The organism is Rhodococcus sp. BE178 (assembly GCF_050433545.1).
GTDB lineage: Bacteria > Actinomycetota > Actinomycetes > Mycobacteriales > Mycobacteriaceae > Prescottella.
In genome coordinates this window covers 36,388-55,351 of record NZ_JBNPXA010000019.1, presented here as the reverse complement: position 1 = coordinate 55,351, position 18,964 = coordinate 36,388, and the positions used below count along the sequence as shown (strand labels likewise).

Genomic DNA, 18,964 nt, shown 5'->3' with positions numbered 1-18,964 from the left:
GTGGAACAGGTAGTTCTGACGTGGCCCCGGATCCCCTCCCGAGAGAACCTGGTAGTAGACCAATTCAGGACGACGGTTGAGGTGAACAGTTCATGATGCGTCGCGGACGTAAGACGCTCGTTGCTCTCGACAGCGGCAACTGGTGCTTCGGCAGGATCGTCGGACGACGGCGTTGCGAGTCCGGTGTGCGCGTCCAACTCCTGCAGCACGACGCCGGCGGGAAGTACCCACTGTTCGCCGTCGCGGAATCGAGCGTGGGCGACGGCTTCGCCCTGTAACGCGAGCGCTCCGCCACGTCACTCGTCGGCGGTGTCCACCCTCACCACGTGCCAGGTGCCCTTGACCCCGTCGCCACTGGTCTGGCCCGGCGCGGTGTCCTTCGCGAACCTGTAGAGGGGCTGGCCGTCGTAGGTCGCCTGTGTGGTCCCGTCGGGACGCGCGGCAGTTCCCAGAGCACCCGAGAGAGGCCCGGCGGCCTGTGGTGCCCCGATCGCGGGCGGCCAGATCTCGGCGCACTGACCGGTGCACTTGATGGCGCCCGGCACGTCCTCGTCGAATCGATAGAGGGTGAAGCCGTCGCCATCGGTCAGCACGGTGCCGAGCGCGGTCTCGGCGGTGCCGATCTCGAGGCCGCCCGTCGGCGCAGCGGTGGTGCTCGTCACCGCCGGCGCGGCGCTCGTGCTGACCATCGCGGGGGCGGCCACCTGCTCGTCGGTGTTCGCGCCGCATCCCGACGTCAATACGAGGGCGGTACCAGCACAGACCGCGGCAATGATCGACTTCTTGGACTTCATCAGGGTCTCCATCGTCAGGTTTCGGGGCAGTCACCCACTCGCTGCGGGCGACGCACAGGAGTACGGACCGTCCACCCGGACCGTTCACGGGTAACTCGACGCGGCAACTCGGACCGATGCGAGGATCGACCGTGAACGCCGCGGCTCTCGGTCACGTACTCCTCGGTGGACGTCGGGCGCACCGACGAGTTTCCGCTGAGGCAGGAGGTGACGGCGTGCGGCTACGCAGGTCGCGTCGGCAAACGGACGAGTCGGTCGGCAGTTTGGCCGACGGCACGGTGTTGCGGGCCGCGTACGACGACCACGGCGGCGAACTCTTCGCCCTGGCCTACCGCTCGCTCGGGGACCGGGGACGCGCGGAAGAGGCTGTCCAGGAGACGTTTCTCCGGGCCTGGCGCGGCGCCGACCGATACGACCCGCGGCGCTCGACGGTCCGGACGTGGCTGTACGCCATCTGCCGCAACGTCGTCATCGACGCAAGTCGTGCCCTCGCCGCCCGCCCACGCCTGGCCGACGCCGAGCCCCCGGACCTGCCGACGGCGGAACGACCGCTCGAACAACTCCTCGTGGGACTGCAGATGGAGGAGGCGCTGCGACGGCTGTCCGATCAGCATCGGTTCGTGCTCGTGGAGATCCATCTGCGCGATCGCCCCGCCGCCGAGGTCGCGGCACAACTGGGCATACCCGTGGGCACCGTCCGCAGTCGCGTGTACTACGGGCTGAAGGCACTGAGACTCGTACTGGAGGAAATGGGGTGGCACGGTGACCAGTGAGCACTGCCGGCAGACGCGTCCCCTGCTGGGGATGTACGCGCTGGGACACCTCGACGGCCGCGAGACCGTCGCGCTGCGCGCCCACCTGGACGGATGTCCGGACTGCCGCTCCGAGCTGCACCAGCTGGCGCCCGTCGCGGCGGCCCTGTCCGAGGCCGACCCGGATCGGCTCGCCGAGCCGCCGCCACTGCCGCCACCGACTCTGCCCGACACGATCTTCGGAGCCCTCGACCGCGAACGCGGACGGCAGCGGTACCGCCGGATCGGACTGGTCGCCGCGGCCGCCGTGATCGCCGTGGGCCTGGTGACCGCAGGGTTCCTGCTCCGCGGCGCCACCGCGGGCGATCCGCCCGGACAGGCCGTGGCGTTCACCGCGCTGTCCCCGGGAGTGGAGGCGTCCGCACGGGTGGAGAACCGGGCCTGGGGAACCGGCATCAGCCTCGACGTCACCGGACTCCCGCAAGGGGGCACCTACAACGTCTGGCTGCAGCGCCCGGACGGAAGTCGCATGAACGCAGGCAGTTTCATCGCGGGCGGCGATCGGACGATGTCGATGCAACTGGCGGTGGCACTACCGATGTCGGACGTGACGACGCTTGGAATCAGCGCCCCCGGCAACGACCACGTGCTCCTCCAGGCGCCACTGCACCCCTGAGGCCCACGTGTGGGCGAGAAGTGGGCCGGAACGCGAGAAGGGGCCGGTCCCGTTTCCGGTACCGACCCCTGACCTGCTTCGACGCGTTTCCGCTGGTGGAGCCCCCTGTCAGGATTGAACTGACGACCGCTCGCTTACAAGGCGAGTGCTCTACCACTGAGCTAAGGAGGCATTCGAGCGCGCTCATCATATCCATAGCCGACAGTGGTGTGCGTAACCGTGCCGCGACCGCCCGTTTTCGTTAGCGTTGTCCCATGCGCATCTCGGAGATCGCCACTGTCCTCGCGTGGCACGACGCTCTCAACTCATCCGACATCGACACTCTCCTCGCGGTCTCGAGTGACGACATCGACATCGCCGGGGAGGAGGGCGCGGCGCAGGGGCTCACGGTGCTCCGAGAATGGGCCTCGTCGTCCGGCCTTACACTGGTTCCCGGCCGGATGTTCATGCACGACGGGGTGATCGTCGTCGAGGAGCAGGCCACCTGGGCGTCTCAGCCGGACCAGTCGAAGACCGTGGCGACCGCCTTCCGTGTCGTGAACGACCAGGTGACCACCGTCTTCCGGCACGACACCCTCGAAGAGGCACTGGAGGCCACCGATCTCAGCGAGAAGGATCTCGTCACCGACATCTGACGTGCGCAGGTTTGCAGCGTCGATCGGCAGTCTCGTCAAGGACCGCCGGGCGACGGTCGACTCGGTCACCGCCGCGCCGACCCCGCTGCAGCCGATCGACCTCACCGACGATGCGCGAGTGGCCGAAGTGCTCGATCTCGCGGTCCGGGTCGGCGAGGTGCTGCTCGCAGCCGGCACCGCCGCGATGGACACCGCCACACAGGTGAAGTTCATCGCGGCGACCTACGGGCTGGCGCAGTGTGACGTGGACGTCACCTACAACTCGATCGTGGTCTCCGCGCACCGCGGTCCGCTGATCCCGCCGGCGGGCACGATGCGCATCGTGCACTACCGGTCGATGGACTTCACCCGCCTCGCCGCCGCGGACCGCCTGACGCGGCGGATCCGCCTCGAGGCGATCACCCCCGCGCAGGCGCACGCCGCGCTCGACGCGATCGTCTCCGCGCCGCACCCCTACAACCGGTGGATCGCGACGCTGGGCTGGGCCGGACTGGCGGCCGCGGTGGCCGTGCTGCTCGGCGGTGGTCCGCTCATCACGGCCGTCGCGTTCCTCACCACCGTCGTCATCGACCGCGTCAACCGGGTCCTCAACCGCTTCGGCCTTCCGTACTTCTTCCAACAGATGATGGGTGGACTGATCGCGGCGGCGCCGGCGACCGCGCTGTACACGGTCCAGGACCACCTGGGGGTCGTCATCAGACCCTCCCAGGTCATCGCCGCCGGTGTGGTGGTGCTGCTGTCCGGGCTGTCGCTGGTCGGCTCGGTGCAGGACGCGATCACGGGGGCTCCGATCACGGCGGCCGCCCGGTTCTTCGAGGTCGTGATGATGACGGGAGGCATCATTGCCGGCGTCGCGTTGTCGCTGCGGGTGGCGTCGGCGCTGGGGGCGGACCTGCCGGTGATCAGCAACGCCGCGCAACCGGACCTCACACAGCTTCCGGTCAAGATGGCCGCGGGCGCGCTGGCGTCCATGTTCTACGCGCTGGCCTGCTACGCCGAGCGTCGGGCACTCACAGCGGCCGGACTGGGCGGCGCCGCCGGGCTCCTCTTCTTCGTGATTGCCCAGAGCGTGGGCATCGGCCCGGTCATCTCGTCCGCGATCGCGGCGACGGTGGTCGGTTTCGCGGGTGGCCTGATGGCACGCCGCGCCCTGACACCGCCACTCGTGGTCGCGGTCGCGGGCATCACCCCGCTGTTGCCCGGCCTGTCGCTCTACCGGGGTTTGTACGCGCTGCTGAACGACGAACTGATCATCGGGCTGAGCGCCCTGCTGTCCGCGTTCGGCATCGGGTGTGCGCTGGCGGCGGGGGTCACGCTCGGAGAATGGGGCGCCCGGACGCTACGGCGGCCGCCCCGGATGCGCCGGAATGCGATAGTTCGCCGAAACACGACACTGCGCCGTCCGAGGTTCGGACGACGCAGCGTCGTGATGAGCGATTCGGTGCCCGATTCCGTGACGCAGTAGGTCGACGGGGCGGGCCGGAAGCGGCTACTTCCCGGCGTTCTTCTGGTCCTGCTCCATCGCCTCACGCAGGCTCTTGGGCCGCATGTCGGTCCAGTTCTTCTCGACGTATTCGACGCATGCCTGACGCGAATCCTCACCGAAAACGATCCTCCAGCCCTGCGGGACCTCGGAGAACGTGGGCCACAGTGAGTGCTGGTCTTCGTCGTTGACCAGCACGTAGAAGCGGCCGTCTTCGTCGTCGAACGGATTGGTGCTCATCTAACCTCGCTTGTCGCGTACGGGTTGTCTGCGTTCAGCCTAGCAAGGCTGCCGCCGAGATCTCGATGAGCGAGAATCGAATTGAGAATCTCTCCTGCGCGCACCGCAACATCGGACAACAGTGATGCTGTCAGACCATGGGTCTTCTCGATCCCACCTTGCAGGTAGATGCCGCCGCGAACACCCGGACCGACCTCGAGTCGGTAGTCCCGGCCGACACCACGATCGACGCTCACCTCGGGGAGGGAACTCCCGAACAGCGACTCGAGCGGCGCGGCCGAGAACCCGGTGGCCAGGATCAGCGCGTCACAGGTCAGCGTGTCGGTGAGCCCGTCGACCGCGCTGCGCACCGACACCTCGATGCCGTCCTCTACTTCGCGGACGCCGTCGATCTCGGAGGCGCGGCGCATGAACAGGCGCCGCTCACCGCGGACCCGTTCCCGGTACTCGGTCGCGTACAGCTCGTTGATCAGTTCGATGTCGACCACCGAATAGTTGGTGCTGCGGTGCAGTTCGAGCAGTCGGGCGCGTTCCTCCGCCGGAGCGGCGTGCAGTTCGTCGACCGTGCCGTAGCGGACGTCGGCCTCGACCCGCTCCGCTGCACGGATTACGGAACGTGACCAGGTCCTTCGGGAGACGCGATCTGCATCGTGGCGCCGTCGAGCAGCATGTCCTGGTGCCAGCCGAACTGATCCTGCTTCTCGAAGAAGCGTGCGGTGATCCGCGCGTCGGGCGCATTGCGGAAGATAGCAAAGGCTATCCTCACTCGGGGAGCACCAACGGAGGACCGACCGCGCGCTTCGTCGCTCGCGGCCCCGCTCAGGCGCGCGCTTCGGCGTCCGAAACCACTTCCAGCAGTACCGGCATCTCTCGCGCCCACCGCTCGACGGTATCCCGATCGAGAACTCCCGTGGAGAACTCGAAGTACGCATGCACGGGACCTGCGCCCGCAGGCTCGCGGAAGCCGAGTGTCAGTTCCGCCGAGGGCATCCCGACCGGAACCGGCAGAAGTCCGTCGAGGACACCGTCGGGGGCGTCGACCCGGGGCTGCTCGTCGTGGACGAGCAGCACCTGCGGGTAGCGGGTGCCCGCCCGACCACCGAGTTCGGCTGCGACATAGGCGAATCCGACATCCCGATGATCCAAAGCCTCGAGGTTCGACGCTCGGATGCGAGAGAGCAACTCGTCGAATCTCGGCGAGCCGCTCGTGTCGGTACGCAGCACCACCAGGTTGGAGAAGCACCCGACCAGGCCGGTGAGCGCGTCCTCCGTACGACCCGCGACCAGCGAACCGATCGGGATGTCGTTCCCCGCACCGTGTCTCGTGAGGATCGTGGCGAACGCCGCCTGCAGCACCATGAACGTGCTGGTTTCCGTCCGGTCCGCGAGGCGGTCGATGCCGTCGCGCAGCGCCGCGCCGATCTCGACCCGGATCGTCTCGCGCCGGGGCTCGCGGACACCGGCCGGGGCCGGTAGGTGGAGCCGGGCAGGCATGTCCGACAGCCGATTCCGCCAGTAGTCGAGCTGCCGGGCATGCCTGCTGTCCGGGTCGGCGGGATCGCCCAGCAACCGGTCCTGCCAGAGGGCGTAGTCCGGGTACGCCACCTCGAGCGGCGCCCACTGCGGACGGCCGCCACCGGATCGAGCCGCGTACGCGGACAACAGGTCCGCGAGAAGCAGACCCACCGACCGGTCGTCGACCGCCAGGTAGTGCATCGTGAGGAGCAGCACCTGCCGTCCGGCGTCGTCGCACACGAGGTGCAGCCGCACCGGCGCCTCCTCGGTGAGGTCGATCCGCAGTTGCGCCAGTCCGTGGACCCGGCGCTGCAGGTCGTCGTCACCGATCTCGATCATCTCGAGGCGCGGTCGCGGGCCGTCGGACGCGAGCACCTCCCGCCCGTCCGTTGCGAACAATGTCCGCAGCGGGGCGTGCCGGTCGACGACGTCGTCCAGCGCGCGCGACAGGTGCTCGGGATCCACCGATCCGGCGAAATGCAGCGCCAGCGCGTGGTCGGCACGGGCCGACCTGCCCGCCGCGCGATGCCGCAGCCAGTGCAGGCGCTGCGACGGCGCGAGCGGGACCGGCCCGGACCCGTCCGTCGGGACCAGCGTCGGGCTGCGGTCGTCGTCGGTCATCGGGTCGAGCGTGCCCACCGTGGCCATGGGGTCGGCGAAGAACTGGGACAGGAAGTGCACCAACCGATCCTGGTGCCGGAGCAGGTCCGCGCGCCGACCCGCGGGAACCCGCAGGTCGATGCGGACGGGTTCACCGTCCCCGCCGCCGAGGATGGAGAAGTCGAGGTCGCGAACCGGCCCGGTGACCAGGTCCCGAACGCCGGCGGGCGAACCGCCCAGCGCGGGCGGATGCTCGAACATCATGGAGTTGATGCCGGGGCCGAACACCCGGCGGTCCGGGTCGATCGCCTGGACCTCGCGCTCGAGATCCCCGCCCGGGAAGCGGCCGTGGCGCAGCGCCGCCACCAGTCGGACGTCGATCGCGCGGGCGAGTTCGCCGACGGTGGCGTCCGGATCCACGTGGAACGTCACCGGCAGGACCGTCGACACGGCGCCCGGCGTGCGACGGATCCCGCGTCCCACGCGGGCGGCGATCGGCACGGACACCGTGAGGTCGCGCAGTCCGGTGATCCGGTGCAGGTAGGCGACGAGCAACGCCATCGGCAGCCGGCTGCGACGGATACCGACGTCGGCGGCGAACGCGGACAACGCATCCGCGATGCCGGCGTCGATGTGGACGGTCGTCGATTCGGGGGGCGCCGACGCGTCGATGGCACCGGCGCACAGCTGCGGCGGCTCGGGCGATCCGAGGACCTCGGCGAGCCAGTAGTCGCGGTCCGCGGCGAACCGGGCCGAGCCGCGGTAGTCGCGGTCGGCGTCGACCAGATCGCGCAGCGCCCACTCCCCCGCATTCGATTCGAGGTCCGGGTCGTCGCAGCGGGCGACCGTGTCGGCGACGAGCAGCGCGATCCCGTAACCGTCGACGAGGGCGGGGTGGTAGCGCTGGTACCAGACGGTGCGGTCGTCGGCGAGCCGCAGCAGCGCGTGCGCGAAGAGCGCGTCGGCCCCGGCGACGTCGACGCGGGTGCGGGCGTCGCGGTCCATCCACGCCTGCGCCGCCGCCTCCGGATCGGCGGCCTCGCGCAGGTCGACCACATCGAGCGGCCAGGCGTCGGCCGGGACCGGCACCTGCCGCGGCGTGCCGTCCTCCCCCGCCCGGAACCGCACGTGCAGCGCCTCGGCGTGGGAGACGGTGCGGCGGATCGCCTCCGCGGTCCGATCCAGATCGATCGGACCGGCGACCTCGACGACAAGCGACAGGTTGTGTGCGGGGCTCTGCGGATCCGGTTGCTGTGCGATCAGGATCCGGGACTGCGCAGCGGTCACCGATAGGCCGGTCATGTCCTGCAGCTTTCTTCAGCCCGTCGGTCTCAGTCCGCCAGGAAGTCCAGAACCACCTTGTTCACAGCCTCGGGACGCTCGAGGTAACCGTAGTGCCCCGTGTCCGGAATCTCCTGGTACACCGCATTCGGGATGGCGTCGGCGAGTTCCTTCGACAGGTAGGCCGGAATCATCCGATCGTCCGCGAATCCGACGGACAGGCACGGACGGGTGATGGCGCGGTAGGCGTCGGCCCGGTCGAAGTCGCGGTCCATCGCGAGCTGGGCCCGCACACCGGCCGACGTCTTGCCGCCGGAGAACTCGAAGACGTCGAGCCAGTCCCGCGCGGCATGCTGGTCCGCGAGCGTCGCGGGCGAGAGGTTCATGACGGCCGTGATGGCGGCGCGGTACTTGGACGGCAGCGAGATCCCGGCATCCTCGAGCTCGCGCTCGCCCTCGTTGAGGGTCCGCTGGAACTGGTCCATCCGGGAGTGGCCCGCGAGGAACACCGCCTTGCGCACCAACTCCGGACGCGCGAGCGCCAGCTCCTGCGCCACACGCGCACCCATCGACGTGCCGACGACATGCGCGGGGCCGCCGCCGAGCAGCTCGATCAGCCCCGCCGTGTCGGCCACCAGGTCCTCGATCGTGATGCCGTCGACGCTCTCCCCCGACGGGGCGATCCCACGGTTGTCGAACGTGCACACCCGATATCCCGCGGACAGCAGGGCCGGAACCTGATGCAGGTCCCACACCCGGCCGGGGCTTCCGGTGCCCATGATCATCACGACCAGGTCGCCGTCACCCTTGACCTGGTAGTTCAGAGGAATCCCGTTGATGGTGGCGATGGGCATGTCGGCCTTCCTCGTGACGTTCCGGCTAGTTGCGATCGGGCTGGGGCTACCAATCCTGGGGCAACGGTACCCCGCAGTCCGTCCCGGACCCGGATCGTGAGGCGGTGCCGGGCGTCACCCTGCTCGAATGCACCGCACACCCGGTTTCGGCCGAATCGCGTCGGCGCTCCCAACCCGATTGATACCGTCCCCGACGGCACAGCGGAGATCACTTCTCCCCCACCGGGCACGGCTTCGGCCGGACCGAGACCTCAGGAGACACGAATGGGAATGCTCACCTCGATCGGCCGCCTGTTCGGGTTCGAGCCCAAGGACGCGATCCCGGCGCTGCTCGACCAGCTGCTCGCCGCGTCGAGCGCCGCACACGAGCCCCCCGCCGGTCAATAGGTCCGGGCTGCCCGGCAGAGCACACCCCATGGAACAGATTCAGGTCGAACTACCGGATCCGGATTCAGTTCATCGGATGCTCGCGGGATGGGCTGCCGTCCACGCGGCAATCTTCTCCCTGCCGGAACTCGAGAGTGCCTTCTCCATCGACGCTGGTCGGGTCACCTACCACGATGGTGGCGGCTCCCACTTCCACTTCGCCCGACTCTCGAACGGTCGGGCGACGATCTTCGGTTTCGATCGCGCCTGCCCCGATCCCACCCTCGAGGACAATCGCCAGGTGCTGCAGGACCTCGGATCCACTCCTTGGTGGCTCGAATCAGCATGCAGCGAAGCCATCTCGAACTTCGCGTACGGGTACGACAGTGGACGGTGGTTTGCGGTCGGCCACGACCCGATGCGCATCGCGCCGATGATGCTGGCGCCGGGCCCGTCACGGGAGCCCACGTCCGCGCTCTCCACCCTCGCCGACTTCCTCGAGCAGGCATCCGAGGACCTGTTCGGTTCAGCGGTGCGCGGAGACGACACGGCACTCGAGACACTGCTGGCCGCCGGGTCCGACATGGACGAAGCGATCCTTCGCGCTGCGATGATCGGAGATTACGAGCACCTGGACGACGGACTCGCGGCCGCGGCGCTGTTTCGAGACTGAGCCGTGCACGAACACTCCCGTGATCAGCGAGGTCACCCCGCGACCGCCTCGAAACCGCCGGGCTACCGCACCATGGTGCCGCGCCGGTACTCCCGTCCACCCCACACACCGGATTGGTGGGTGGCCACGGCGTAGTCGCCACACGCGGCCGCGATGGGGCAGCATGCGCAGACGCTGGCGGCGTAGTCGAGCGGCTCGCTCGGGTCCGGGAACCAGCGGTCAGGGTGCTTGTCGCCGCGGCAGGCGGCGACATCCCAGTCGTCGCAGTCGTCGGTGACCGGCAACAGATCGGCCAAGATCACGGTGGTCATCGGTTGTGCCTCCTTACAGGGTGATTCACGCCGTCGGGGTCAGATCGCGCCAGATCGCACGCTGACGCTTGAGGTCCTCGCGCGGCGCCCGGGGGATCCACAGCAGTGGCATGCCGGCTTCCTCGGGGGTCCGGTCCGCCTTGCGGCCGTTGCAGTCCGCACACGCTGCGACCAGGTTGTCGTACGTGTCTCCACCGCCCCGACTGCGGGGAAACACGTGGTCGACCGTGCGAGCGCCGGTCCGGCCGCAGTACGCGCACCGGTAGTGATCGCGCACCAGGATCGCCGGGAACGCGGCCCGGGAGTCGTCGTCGACGACCGGACGCGGCGGTGTGTGGACGTACTCGAGCAGCTGGATCGTGCACGGGAGCGGGAACGCGACGTGCTGGGAGCGCACCACGAATCGCGGGGTGCGCTCGACCAGCGTGACGGCGAGCCCTTCGGCGATCAGCACGATTGCGCGCGCTGCTGGTACTACGTCGAAGTCCTCGTACGTGACGTTGAGCACCCGAACGTGGGTGTTCATCCAGGTTCGCGCGGTGACTGCGTTGGGGGATATACGGGCCATGACAATCGACAACCTCGTTCTCTCACAAAGGGAGCGGCGGGTTCTCGAGGTATGCACGGCCCGTGGCGGCCTGAATCGGCCAGTGGATCACCGGAAGGCGACTACACCGTCGGGGCGCGCACGCCCCGAGAAGTGGGGCGTCAGAGGACGCGGAATCCGGCTGTGGCGACAGGATTCTCGGAGTGCCGGTCCATGCACTGAATCAGCGGATGCGACATGCACTGCGAATACGTATTGATGTGCATCCGACTGTTCCTTCCTGATCGCGTGGCTGACTTCCGGGCGCCCAGTGTGCCACGAATCCCGGCCCCACGCGGCGGAATTGTTTCGACACGATCAGCACACGTCACCGTCGAAGTCGGGGGTCTCGATGCGGCCCAGATCATCCGATCCGTCGAGTTGGTCGTGATCGAAGCCGCCGTCGAGTCGCGCACAGGCTAGTTGCCGCAGGGTTTGTGCGAGTGCCGCATGCCGATTCAGTACCGACAACCCGTGCGACAGCACGACAACCCCTGCGGCAACAGTCTTCCCCAGTTCGGAACGTTCCGGTCGACGGTCAGCGAGTGAACGTCAGCGTCGCCTCGGGGGAGGCATTGCCGTACGCGTCCACCGCCACGACCTTGGCCTCGTACGTGTTGCCCGCCACCGCATCCGGGACGGGGATGTCCAGGACGTTGGGGCGCGGCATGAAGTAGAAGTCCGAGAGCACCTTCGACGAGACCACCTTCGTCCGACGAGCGCCGCAGCCACGGCAGTCATCACGATAGTTTTGCGTCTCACGAGAATTCCTTTGTCTTCGGGCGCGGTGACCAGACCCGATCCGATAATTGGTCTGGACCAATTAAGCCAGGTGGCGCCGGATAGTACGAGGTGCGCCCCCGCTGGCCGCCGGGTGAAGGACGCGTGAACATCGAGCGCGTCGCGGTCCGGATGTGGCCGGCGCGCTGCCGGGTTCGACGATTCGCCTGCTGCCACCGCTCCGGACCGGCTACCCTCCCACCGAATCGGAGAGGGGCACTGGGCCGCTCACCTACCCCGTCTGACGTGAGGACCCCATGGGATCGACACGCTCCGTCCGCTCCGCCGTCAACCGCCTACTGCTGCTCGTGGTGGGCGTGCTCGCCCTGGTGGCGCCGGCCTTCGTCGCTCCGCTCGCATCCGCCGAACCGGCTACCGAGCCCACCACCGCGATCCGCCTCGAGGGCGCGAAGAACTTCCGCGACATCGGCGGCTACGAGACGTCCGACGGCAAGCGGGTCCGCACCGGCCTCGTGTTCCGGTCGAACAGGCTCAGCTCGCTCACCGACGCCGATCAGGCCGCGCTGACCGCCGCGAACGTCACGCTCGACGTGGACCTGCGAAACATGTGGGAGCGCAAGGACGACCCCGACCGGATCCCCGAGGGCGTCCGCTATCAGGTGGCCGATGTCGTCTCGTTCGAGCACGGGATCGCATTCCACGAGTTCGTGCCGCTCACGCTGGGCCGCGCGCTGATCGACGCGGCGGTCAACGGATCGTCCGACATCGGCCAGTCCATCGGCTACCCGTTCATGGTCACCTACCGCGGCTCCGACGTCGCGTTCCGCGACCTGCTGACGGCGATCGCCGGCAACACCGACGGCGCCACGGTCTACCACTGCAGCGCCGGCAAGGACCGCACCGGCTGGGGCACCGCGGTGTTGCTGACGCTGCTCGGGGTCCCGAAGGAGACGGTGTACGCCGACTTCCTCGCCAGCAACACCTACCTCGGACGCTCCGACGCCGTCGAGAAGTCCTGGCTCGACGCCTCTTTCGCGCAGGTGAACCGGCTGTACGGCAGCGTCGAGAACTACGTGCGCAAGGGGCTAGGTGTCGATCAGCAGACCGTCGACGCCCTGCGCACCAAGTTGCTCGCCTGAACCGGCGCCCTCCCAAGCCGCCCACAGCTGTGCGTAACGGCCACCTGCGCTGACCAATTCGGCGGGAGTGCCCTGTTCCACGATCCGGCCGTGCTCGAGCACCACGACGCGGTCGGCGGCCGCCGCCTGGGTCAGCCGGTGCGCCACCACGAGCGTCGTCCGACCCCGGGTCGCGGCATCGGCGGCCCGTTCGAGTTCGCGGGCGCCGGCGCTGCCGGCCTCCGCGGTCGCCTCGTCGAGGACCGCGACCGGCGGATCGGCCAGCACCAACCGGGCCAGTGCCAGCTCCTGCGCCTGTGCCGCCGTCAGCGCATGGCCGCCCTCGCCGACGACGGTGTCGAGGCCGGTGTCGAGGGCGCGCACCCACGCCAGCGCCCCGACCGCGTCGAGTGCGGCGGTGACGTCGTCCACGGTCGCGTCCGGCCGGGCCAGCCGCAGGTCCTCGATCAGCGGGCCCGCGAACACGTGCACCTCCTGGCTGACGATCGCGACGTGACGCCGCAGCCGGTCCCCGAGGTCGGCGATCGGCACGCCGCCGAGCCGCACCGCGCCCGACGTCGACAGCAGCGAACCGGCCGCCAGCGCCGCGAGCGTCGTCTTGCCGGCGCCCGTGGAACCGACCAGCGCCACCCGCTCCCCCGGCTCGATCCGCACGCTCACGCCGTGCAGCACCTCGTGGTCGTCGTCGTAGCTGTGCCGCACATCGACCAACTCGAGTGACGCATCGGCAGGGTCGGTGGTCCTGCCCTCGTCGTCCGACTCCGGGATCCGCAGCACGCCCACCAGTCGGGCGAGACTCGCGCCGGCCGACTGCACCTCGTCGAACGTGAAGAGCAGCGTGCCGATCGGGTTGAACAGACGATGGAACAGCAGGGCCGCGGTGGTGGTCTGACCGACGGTGACGACGTCCTGCTTCACGAGCGCGAACCCGACCGCGAGGATCACCGCCAGTCCCACGAACTCGGCTCGGTTGCCACGCCCCGCGAAGCGGGTGAACAGCCCGAACACCCCGACGGCAACATCACGCGCCTCCGCCGACGCCCGGTCGATGTCCGCGAGATGACGGTCCTCGAGTCCGTACGCACGGACCGTGCGCACACCCTGCATGCTGCTGATCAGCGCCTGCGAGCGCCGCCCCATCGCGACGCGCTCCTCGGCGTACAGCGGGCCCGACCGGGGCAGATACCAGCGCAGCGCGAGCGCGTACATCGGCAGCGCGACCATCCCGGCCAGACCCAGCCGCCAGTCGATGCCGACCATCGCCACCATGCTCAGCACCACCAGCAGCAGCGCGGACACCAGTCCCGGCACGACGTCGGCGACGGCCTTGCCGATCACCGAGACGTCGTCGCCGACGCGGGAGAGCAGATCCCCCTTGCCGACGCGTTCGACCGTCGGGATCGGCAGCCGCAGCGCCCGCGCCACCACCCGTTCCCGCAGCCGCGCCAGCGTGCCCTCGCCCAGGCGTGCGATGAGATACGAACCCAGCCCGGTGAGCGCGCCCGCCACGATCGCGGCGGCCGTGATGACGGCGACGACCCCGACGATCGTCGACGCCGGGGCGCCCTCACACACCCGATCGACGAGGACACCGAACACGTACACCGGGACCACCGCGGCCGCCGCCGCGATCAGCCCGACGAGCAGGGTCAGTGTCGCCAGGCCCTTGTGCCGGCCCAGTTCGCCGCGCAGCCAGCGCCAGCTCTCCGAGGCCGACGCGATCGGCAGCAACTGCCGCTCCGGGGCGCTCATCGCAGCACCGCCTTCCGGTAGTTCTCGTCGGTGGCCGACAGCCCGGCGTGGGTGCCCTCGGCGGCGCTGCGGCCGTCCGCGAGGACCACCACGCGGTCGGTGACGGACAGCAAAGCCGGGCTGCTGGTGATGAGGATCGTCGAGTGCGCGCGGGTGCCACCGTGACGGCCGGCCGCGATGCCGTCGGCGATCGCGTGTTCGGTCACGGCGTCGACCGCGGTGGTGGGATCGTGCAGCACCAGCACCGGGGCCTGCGCCGCCAGCGCCCGGGCGAGCGCGACCCGCTGCCGCTGACCACCCGACAGGCTCGCGCCCCGATCGGTCACCTCGTGATCGAGACCGTCCGGATGCGCGTCCACGACGTCGACGGCGGCCGACGCCCGCAGCACGTGCTGCACGACGTCGTGGTCGGCGTCCGCGGCCCCGGCCGTGACATTGGAGTGGACGGTGCCGGCGAACAGATCCGTGTGGTGAGGTTCGACGAGGATCGTGCGGCGCGCGTGCACGAGCCCCAGCTCCGTGACGTCGACGCCGCCGATCCGCACCTCGCCCGCGCGACGGTCGGGCGGCACCTGCCCCGACAGGACCTCGGCGAGCGCCTCGGCGTCCTCGGGCCGGTACGCGACGATTCCGAGGAGCTCGCCCGGTGCGACGTCGAGGGTGACGCCGTCGAGGGACCGGTACGCGACCGACCGCAGCCGCACGTCGCTCGCGCCGGAGGGTTCGACGGTCCCGGTCGGCAGCAGCGGCTCGGCGTCGAGCACCAACGCGAGACGATCCGCCGACGCCCGCGCGTTCGCGTAGTAGCCGGGCACCCGAGCGAGCATGCCGAGCGGTTCCGAGATGAACTGCGCCAGGCCGACGACGGTGATCAGCTCGCCGACCGAGATGCGGCCGTCGAGCGCGAACCAGCCCGCGAACCCGGCCACCGCCACCGCGAGCAGCGCGCTGACCGTCGTCGACACCCCGACGAACACACCGGTCGCCTTCGCGGCCCGCATCGTCGCGGCCAGCGCGCCGCGGCTGACGTCGCGGTAGCGCCGCGCGGCGGTGGCCTCCGCGCCGATGCCCCGCAGCGGCCGCAGACCGCTGACCAGATCGGTCGCCATGCCCACCGCCCGCGCGGTGGTCTCCTGCTGGGCCGTCACCCGACGAGTGATCAACGGCGCCGCCAATTGCAGCAGGCCGAGCACGACGGGGGTGCCGATCAGCACCGCCAGTCCGAGCGGAACGTCGATCCACAGCAGCGCGATCGCCGACGCGATCAACGCGGTGAGCGCGGCCGCGACGCGCGGGACCACGTCGAGGATCCAGGCCTCGCGGTCCGCGTCGGACGTGGACACCGTCAGCAGTTCACCGGCCCGCAGGTCGGTGCGGACCCCGCGCGGATCGAGGATCCGTCCGGCGACCTCGACGCGGAGGCGATGCGCCTCCTGCTGGACGGCGACGACGATGAATCGGGCACCGAAACGCCACGCCGACGTCAGCACCACGAACAGCGCGGCGAGCGCGGCCAGCCACACCACCAGCGCGGTGACGTCGCCGGTCTCGATGGCGCGGTCGACGATCACGCCGATCGCGATCGGCACCGCCGTTTCCGCCACCTGATGCAGGCTCACCAGGACCGTGCCCGCGATCAGACGCGCACGATTCCGTGCCAACGTGCGGCGCAGCACCGCGGTACCACCTGCCATCAACCCTCCAGCCCTCGACCACAGCGTGTGTTAGTAGACCCTAACCCGGTGGTGAGTGGCGCTGACCGGGGCAGTTCTCATAGAGTCGCAGTCAGGAACTACCTGCTCGTGAAGTAGCAGCAAGCCGGAAGGAACAAGATGGCCGCGAAGACGACCGCCGAGAACGAGATCGCGGACGAGGACCTCGAGCCCGTAGCCGACGAGACCGCCCGGCAGGCCCAGCGCGTCGTCGCTGCGTATGCCACGGACGCCGACGAGTGCCGCATGCTGCTCTCGATGCTCGGCATCGGACCTGCCGCGAAGCTCGACTGACGAACGACGACTGAGAAAGAGTAGGAAATCCGTGGCTGAGCTCTCGGAATTATCGAACAGTTCCGAGGGCGCTGCGGGCGCCGACTCCGATGACGCGGAGCGCGGAGGATCCGACTTCGTCGTCGTCGCAAACCGTCTGCCGGTCGATCTCGAGAAGCTGCCGGACGGCACCACGCGCTGGAAGCGCAGCCCCGGCGGTCTCGTCACGGCCCTCGAGCCGATCCTGCGCAACAACAAGGGCGCCTGGGTGGGCTGGCCGGGCGTCCCCGACGTGGACCTCGAGCCCATCGTCGAGGACGGCCTCGACCTGTACCCCGTGCGGCTGAGCTCGCAGGAGGTCGCGGACTACTACGAGGGCTTCTCCAACGCCACCCTGTGGCCGCTGTACCACGACGTCATCGTCAAGCCGGAGTACCGGCGTGAATGGTGGAACGCCTACGTGGAGGTGAACCGGCGCTTCGCCGAGGCCACGTCCGAGGCGGCCGCCGAGGGTGCCACCGTCTGGATCCAGGACTATCAGCTGCAGCTGGTGCCGAAGATGCTGCGGATGCTGCGCCCCGATCTGACCATCGGCTTCTTCCTGCACATCCCGTTCCCGCCGGTCGAGCTGTTCATGCAGATGCCGTGGCGGCGCGAGATCGTCGAGGGACTGCTCGGTGCCGACCTCATCGGCTTCCATCTGCCCGGCGGCGCACAGAACTTCATGTTCCTCGCGCGCCGTCTCGCCGGCCAGCAGACCTCGCGCGGCACGGTCGGTGTGCGGTCCAAGCTCGGCGTCGTCCAGGTCGGATTCCGCACCGTGCGGGTGGGCGCCTTCCCGATCTCCATCGACTCCGGCAAGCTCGACGAGCTGTCCCGGCGCAAGTCGATTCGCGACCGCGCCAAGCAGATTCGCAAGGAACTCGGCAACCCCAAGCACATCATGCTCGGCGTAGACCGCCTCGACTACACCAAGGGCATCGACGTCCGACTCGACGCGTTGTACGAGCTGCTCAACGAGGGCCGGGTCGATCCGGCCGACACCGTCATGGTGCAGCTCGCCACCCCCAGCCGGGAGCGTGTGGAGAGCTACGTCCAGATGCGTGGTGCGATCGAGCAGACCGTCAGCCGAATCAACGGCGAGTACGCCGAGGTGGGCCGCCCGGTGGTGCACTACATCCACCGACCCATCGGCCGCGACGAGCTGATCGCGTTCTTCGTCGCTGCCGACGTCATGCTCGTGACGCCGCTGCGTGACGGCATGAACCTCGTCGCCAAGGAGTACGTCGCGTGCCGCAGCGACCTCGGCGGCGCCCTGCTGCTCAGCGAATTCACCGGCGCCGCAGCCGAACTCCGCCAGGCCTTCCTGTGCAACCCCCACGACCTCGACGACGTCAAGGACAAGATGGAGGAAGCACTGAACCAGAACCGGGAGGACGGCCGACGCCACATGCGCGCCCTGCGCCGCCAGGTCCTGGCCCATGACGTCGACCGCTGGGCCCGGTCCTTCCTCGACGCACTCAGCCAGCAGGGCGTCGCCGGGGCGGCTCTGCTGCCCGCGGACGGCGAGTACACGGAGCAGAACTGACGGGCTCCACCCCGCCGACGTCGAGTGCTGGGCATTTCCCCGACGCCGGCTGGTAGACCTCTATCCGATTGCCTTCTTGTCGCCTACAGCGACCACATAGTCACAGGTGCGCGCCAGCGCCTTGATTGAGGTACTACCGTAGAACACCCTGACCATCGGGTTGACATGACGCACCGCGCGGTCGCGCTTACGCGCCTTCACATAGCGCGCAAACGGCAGGAACACTTGATCCGATATCGAGTAGACGCGGACATTACAGAAGCCCGATTCCTCGAGCATCCGCGTGTAGCCGTCAATATCCACGAACTCGTTGTCGTAGTACCGCCTCAGCCAGGAATACTTGCGCCTTGCTTCCTTTCGGGCACCTTTCATTATCATGTCCGCCGTGACAATTCGGCCGCCATCAGCCAATATTCGATTGGCCTCTGAGAAGAACTCTCGGCGGGATGGAAAATGAAAAGCAGACTCGAGGGCGACTACCTTGCTCGCAAAACCGTTCCCAACGGGAAGGGCAGACGCGGACCCTTCCCGATAGATAATCCTATCGGACATCCCCAAGTCGCGCGCCCGATCTTCTGCAAGCTTGATCTGAGTAGCGGATATGTTGACTCCGACGATCTGCCGTGGTCCGAACTCCTTCAACCACAGGACATTCTGATCTCCGAACCCCGGACCGACGTCGACAACCACATCCCCCGCTTCGAGATCAGCTTCCCGCGCAACGAGACGCGCCAACTGAGCACTTGCCTCATCGAGGCTGGTCGGCGCGCCTACCCAGTAGCCGAGGTTCAAGAACAACGAACTCTCAGAGAACCAGTTTCGACTTCCGATGATGTCGTATGCACGTCCGATACTCGACGTACCAGAACCCACTCGGAACACCAACCCGAGGAACTTCACACCTTCACTCAGCCAGCGTCGAGTCCTGGAAACAATGCCGTCGCGCCCATCGGTCACAGCTCCTAAAGAAATCCCTACAACCATTCGCAACCT

22 protein-coding genes, 1 tRNA gene and 1 pseudogene are annotated in these 18,964 nt (G+C 68.7%); 10 read left to right on the top strand and 14 right to left on the bottom strand.

Going from position 1 to position 18,964, the window contains the following annotated elements; all coding sequences use genetic code 11:
• Positions 1-92: 92 nt before the first annotated feature.
• A complete protein-coding gene (locus J2X34_RS25255; RefSeq protein WP_114720557.1) occupies positions 93-278 on the top strand; it encodes an enoyl-CoA hydratase in 186 nt (61 codons plus the stop codon).
• An 18-nt stretch (positions 279-296) separates the two neighbouring features.
• On the opposite strand, the gene J2X34_RS25250 is transcribed toward J2X34_RS25255, so the two are convergent.
• Positions 297-794, bottom strand: a complete 498-nt coding sequence (locus J2X34_RS25250) for a COG4315 family predicted lipoprotein (RefSeq protein WP_429520061.1) — start codon at positions 792-794, stop codon at positions 297-299.
• 215 nt (positions 795-1,009) lie between these two features.
• Between J2X34_RS25250 and J2X34_RS25245 the strand changes: the two genes are divergently transcribed.
• Together J2X34_RS25245 and J2X34_RS25240 are read left to right on the top strand one after the other, a co-directional pair.
• A complete protein-coding gene (locus tag J2X34_RS25245; protein WP_114720555.1) occupies positions 1,010-1,567 on the top strand; it encodes a sigma-70 family RNA polymerase sigma factor in 558 nt (185 codons plus the stop codon).
• Positions 1,557-2,222, top strand: coding sequence for a zf-HC2 domain-containing protein (locus J2X34_RS25240; RefSeq protein ID WP_429520060.1), 666 nt, complete (start codon positions 1,557-1,559; stop codon positions 2,220-2,222). The genes J2X34_RS25245 and J2X34_RS25240 overlap by 11 nt, the downstream gene beginning before the upstream one ends.
• Positions 2,223-2,318: 96 nt before the next feature.
• On the opposite strand, the gene J2X34_RS25235 is transcribed toward J2X34_RS25240, so the two are convergent.
• Positions 2,319-2,393, bottom strand: a tRNA-Thr gene (locus tag J2X34_RS25235).
• A gap of 83 nt (positions 2,394-2,476) precedes the next feature.
• On the opposite strand from J2X34_RS25235, the gene J2X34_RS25230 reads away from it, so the two are divergent.
• Together J2X34_RS25230 and J2X34_RS25225 are read left to right on the top strand one after the other, a co-directional pair.
• On the top strand, positions 2,477-2,857 hold the full coding sequence (locus J2X34_RS25230) for a nuclear transport factor 2 family protein (RefSeq protein WP_114720553.1): 381 nt from the start codon (positions 2,477-2,479) through the stop codon (positions 2,855-2,857).
• A 1-nt stretch (position 2,858) separates the two neighbouring features.
• Positions 2,859-4,322, top strand: a complete 1,464-nt coding sequence (locus J2X34_RS25225) for a threonine/serine ThrE exporter family protein (RefSeq protein ID WP_429520059.1) — start codon at positions 2,859-2,861, stop codon at positions 4,320-4,322.
• 24 nt (positions 4,323-4,346) lie between these two features.
• On the opposite strand, the gene J2X34_RS25220 is transcribed toward J2X34_RS25225, so the two are convergent.
• The 5 genes and pseudogenes from J2X34_RS25220 to J2X34_RS25200 form a co-directional block, all read right to left on the bottom strand.
• Positions 4,347-4,580, bottom strand: a complete 234-nt coding sequence (locus tag J2X34_RS25220; protein ID WP_031937199.1) for an MbtH family protein — start codon at positions 4,578-4,580, stop codon at positions 4,347-4,349.
• Positions 4,577-5,143 (bottom strand): annotated as a pseudogene (locus tag J2X34_RS25215) (SidA/IucD/PvdA family monooxygenase); the annotation flags it as partial. The pseudogene J2X34_RS25215 and the gene J2X34_RS25220, both read right to left, overlap by 4 nt.
• Positions 5,144-5,187: 44 nt before the next feature.
• Positions 5,188-5,346: a SidA/IucD/PvdA family monooxygenase gene (locus tag J2X34_RS25210; protein WP_429520058.1), complete on the bottom strand. Its 159-nt coding sequence runs from the start codon at positions 5,344-5,346 to the stop codon at positions 5,188-5,190.
• A gap of 53 nt (positions 5,347-5,399) precedes the next feature.
• Positions 5,400-7,997, bottom strand: coding sequence for a condensation domain-containing protein (locus tag J2X34_RS25205; RefSeq protein WP_429520057.1), 2,598 nt, complete (start codon positions 7,995-7,997; stop codon positions 5,400-5,402).
• Positions 7,998-8,026: 29 nt separating this feature from the next.
• Positions 8,027-8,830, bottom strand: a complete 804-nt coding sequence (locus tag J2X34_RS25200) for an alpha/beta fold hydrolase (RefSeq protein ID WP_429520056.1) — start codon at positions 8,828-8,830, stop codon at positions 8,027-8,029.
• Between the two features lie 264 nt (positions 8,831-9,094).
• On the opposite strand from J2X34_RS25200, the gene J2X34_RS25195 reads away from it, so the two are divergent.
• Both J2X34_RS25195 and J2X34_RS25190 read left to right on the top strand, forming a co-directional pair.
• Entirely contained in the window at positions 9,095-9,217 is a 123-nt protein-coding gene (locus J2X34_RS25195) for a hypothetical protein (RefSeq protein ID WP_429520055.1), read from the top strand.
• Between the two features lie 28 nt (positions 9,218-9,245).
• The gene (locus J2X34_RS25190; RefSeq protein ID WP_429520054.1) at positions 9,246-9,869 is read left to right on the top strand and encodes a hypothetical protein; all 624 of its coding nucleotides are present in this window, start codon (positions 9,246-9,248) and stop codon (positions 9,867-9,869) included.
• Between the two features lie 62 nt (positions 9,870-9,931).
• On the opposite strand, the gene J2X34_RS25185 is transcribed toward J2X34_RS25190, so the two are convergent.
• The 4 genes from J2X34_RS25185 to J2X34_RS25170 form a co-directional block, all read right to left on the bottom strand.
• Positions 9,932-10,180 carry a WhiB family transcriptional regulator gene (locus J2X34_RS25185; RefSeq protein ID WP_429520053.1) on the bottom strand — a complete coding sequence of 83 codons (249 nt, stop codon included), beginning with the start codon at positions 10,178-10,180 and terminating at the stop codon, positions 9,932-9,934.
• A 25-nt stretch (positions 10,181-10,205) separates the two neighbouring features.
• Positions 10,206-10,748: an HNH endonuclease gene (locus J2X34_RS25180; protein ID WP_174908222.1), complete on the bottom strand. Its 543-nt coding sequence runs from the start codon at positions 10,746-10,748 to the stop codon at positions 10,206-10,208.
• 336 nt (positions 10,749-11,084) lie between these two features.
• Entirely contained in the window at positions 11,085-11,252 is a 168-nt protein-coding gene (locus J2X34_RS25175; protein WP_429520052.1) for a hypothetical protein, read from the bottom strand.
• Positions 11,253-11,304: 52 nt separating this feature from the next.
• Positions 11,305-11,472 (bottom strand): hypothetical protein, encoded by a 168-nt coding sequence (locus J2X34_RS25170; RefSeq protein ID WP_429520051.1) that lies wholly within the window; start codon positions 11,470-11,472, stop codon positions 11,305-11,307.
• A gap of 331 nt (positions 11,473-11,803) precedes the next feature.
• Here J2X34_RS25170 and J2X34_RS25165 point away from each other — a divergent pair, with 331 nt between their 5' ends.
• Positions 11,804-12,646 (top strand): tyrosine-protein phosphatase, encoded by an 843-nt coding sequence (locus J2X34_RS25165; protein ID WP_174908220.1) that lies wholly within the window; start codon positions 11,804-11,806, stop codon positions 12,644-12,646.
• On the opposite strand, the gene J2X34_RS25160 is transcribed toward J2X34_RS25165, so the two are convergent.
• The gene (locus J2X34_RS25160; protein ID WP_429520050.1) at positions 12,593-14,398 is read right to left on the bottom strand and encodes an ABC transporter ATP-binding protein; all 1,806 of its coding nucleotides are present in this window, start codon (positions 14,396-14,398) and stop codon (positions 12,593-12,595) included. The genes J2X34_RS25165 and J2X34_RS25160 overlap by 54 nt on opposite strands.
• Positions 14,395-16,092, bottom strand: a complete 1,698-nt coding sequence (locus J2X34_RS25155; protein WP_429520049.1) for an ABC transporter ATP-binding protein — start codon at positions 16,090-16,092, stop codon at positions 14,395-14,397. Before J2X34_RS25155 ends, J2X34_RS25160 begins: the two co-directional genes overlap by 4 nt.
• Positions 16,093-16,230: 138 nt before the next feature.
• On the opposite strand from J2X34_RS25155, the gene J2X34_RS25150 reads away from it, so the two are divergent.
• Together J2X34_RS25150 and J2X34_RS25145 are read left to right on the top strand one after the other, a co-directional pair.
• Entirely contained in the window at positions 16,231-16,404 is a 174-nt protein-coding gene (locus J2X34_RS25150) for a hypothetical protein (RefSeq protein WP_174908216.1), read from the top strand.
• 31 nt (positions 16,405-16,435) lie between these two features.
• Positions 16,436-17,971 (top strand): alpha,alpha-trehalose-phosphate synthase (UDP-forming), encoded by a 1,536-nt coding sequence (locus tag J2X34_RS25145; RefSeq protein WP_429520048.1) that lies wholly within the window; start codon positions 16,436-16,438, stop codon positions 17,969-17,971.
• A 60-nt stretch (positions 17,972-18,031) separates the two neighbouring features.
• Here the strand turns inward: J2X34_RS25145 and J2X34_RS25140 are convergent, their stop codons facing one another.
• On the bottom strand, positions 18,032-18,928 hold the full coding sequence (locus tag J2X34_RS25140) for an SAM-dependent methyltransferase (protein ID WP_429520047.1): 897 nt from the start codon (positions 18,926-18,928) through the stop codon (positions 18,032-18,034).
• Positions 18,929-18,964: the final 36 nt, after the last annotated feature.

Coding starts and splice junctions, on each gene's coding strand:
- J2X34_RS25205 (WP_429520057.1), bottom strand. CDS start 7,997: ATGACCGGCCTATCGGTGACCGCTGCGCAGTCCCGGATCCTGATCGCA.
- J2X34_RS25190 (WP_429520054.1), top strand. CDS start 9,246: ATGGAACAGATTCAGGTCGAACTACCGGATCCGGATTCAGTTCATCGG.
- J2X34_RS25180 (WP_174908222.1), bottom strand. CDS start 10,748: ATGGCCCGTATATCCCCCAACGCAGTCACCGCGCGAACCTGGATGAAC.
- J2X34_RS25160 (WP_429520050.1), bottom strand. CDS start 14,398: ATGAGCGCCCCGGAGCGGCAGTTGCTGCCGATCGCGTCGGCCTCGGAG.
- J2X34_RS25165 (WP_174908220.1), top strand. CDS start 11,804: ATGGGATCGACACGCTCCGTCCGCTCCGCCGTCAACCGCCTACTGCTG.
- J2X34_RS25255 (WP_114720557.1), top strand. CDS start 93: ATGATGCGTCGCGGACGTAAGACGCTCGTTGCTCTCGACAGCGGCAAC.
- J2X34_RS25250 (WP_429520061.1), bottom strand. CDS start 794: ATGAAGTCCAAGAAGTCGATCATTGCCGCGGTCTGTGCTGGTACCGCC.
- J2X34_RS25150 (WP_174908216.1), top strand. CDS start 16,231: ATGGCCGCGAAGACGACCGCCGAGAACGAGATCGCGGACGAGGACCTC.
- J2X34_RS25230 (WP_114720553.1), top strand. CDS start 2,477: ATGCGCATCTCGGAGATCGCCACTGTCCTCGCGTGGCACGACGCTCTC.
- J2X34_RS25185 (WP_429520053.1), bottom strand. CDS start 10,180: ATGACCACCGTGATCTTGGCCGATCTGTTGCCGGTCACCGACGACTGC.
- J2X34_RS25155 (WP_429520049.1), bottom strand. CDS start 16,092: ATGGCAGGTGGTACCGCGGTGCTGCGCCGCACGTTGGCACGGAATCGT.
- J2X34_RS25195 (WP_429520055.1), top strand. CDS start 9,095: ATGGGAATGCTCACCTCGATCGGCCGCCTGTTCGGGTTCGAGCCCAAG.
- J2X34_RS25220 (WP_031937199.1), bottom strand. CDS start 4,580: ATGAGCACCAATCCGTTCGACGACGAAGACGGCCGCTTCTACGTGCTG.
- J2X34_RS25200 (WP_429520056.1), bottom strand. CDS start 8,830: ATGCCCATCGCCACCATCAACGGGATTCCTCTGAACTACCAGGTCAAG.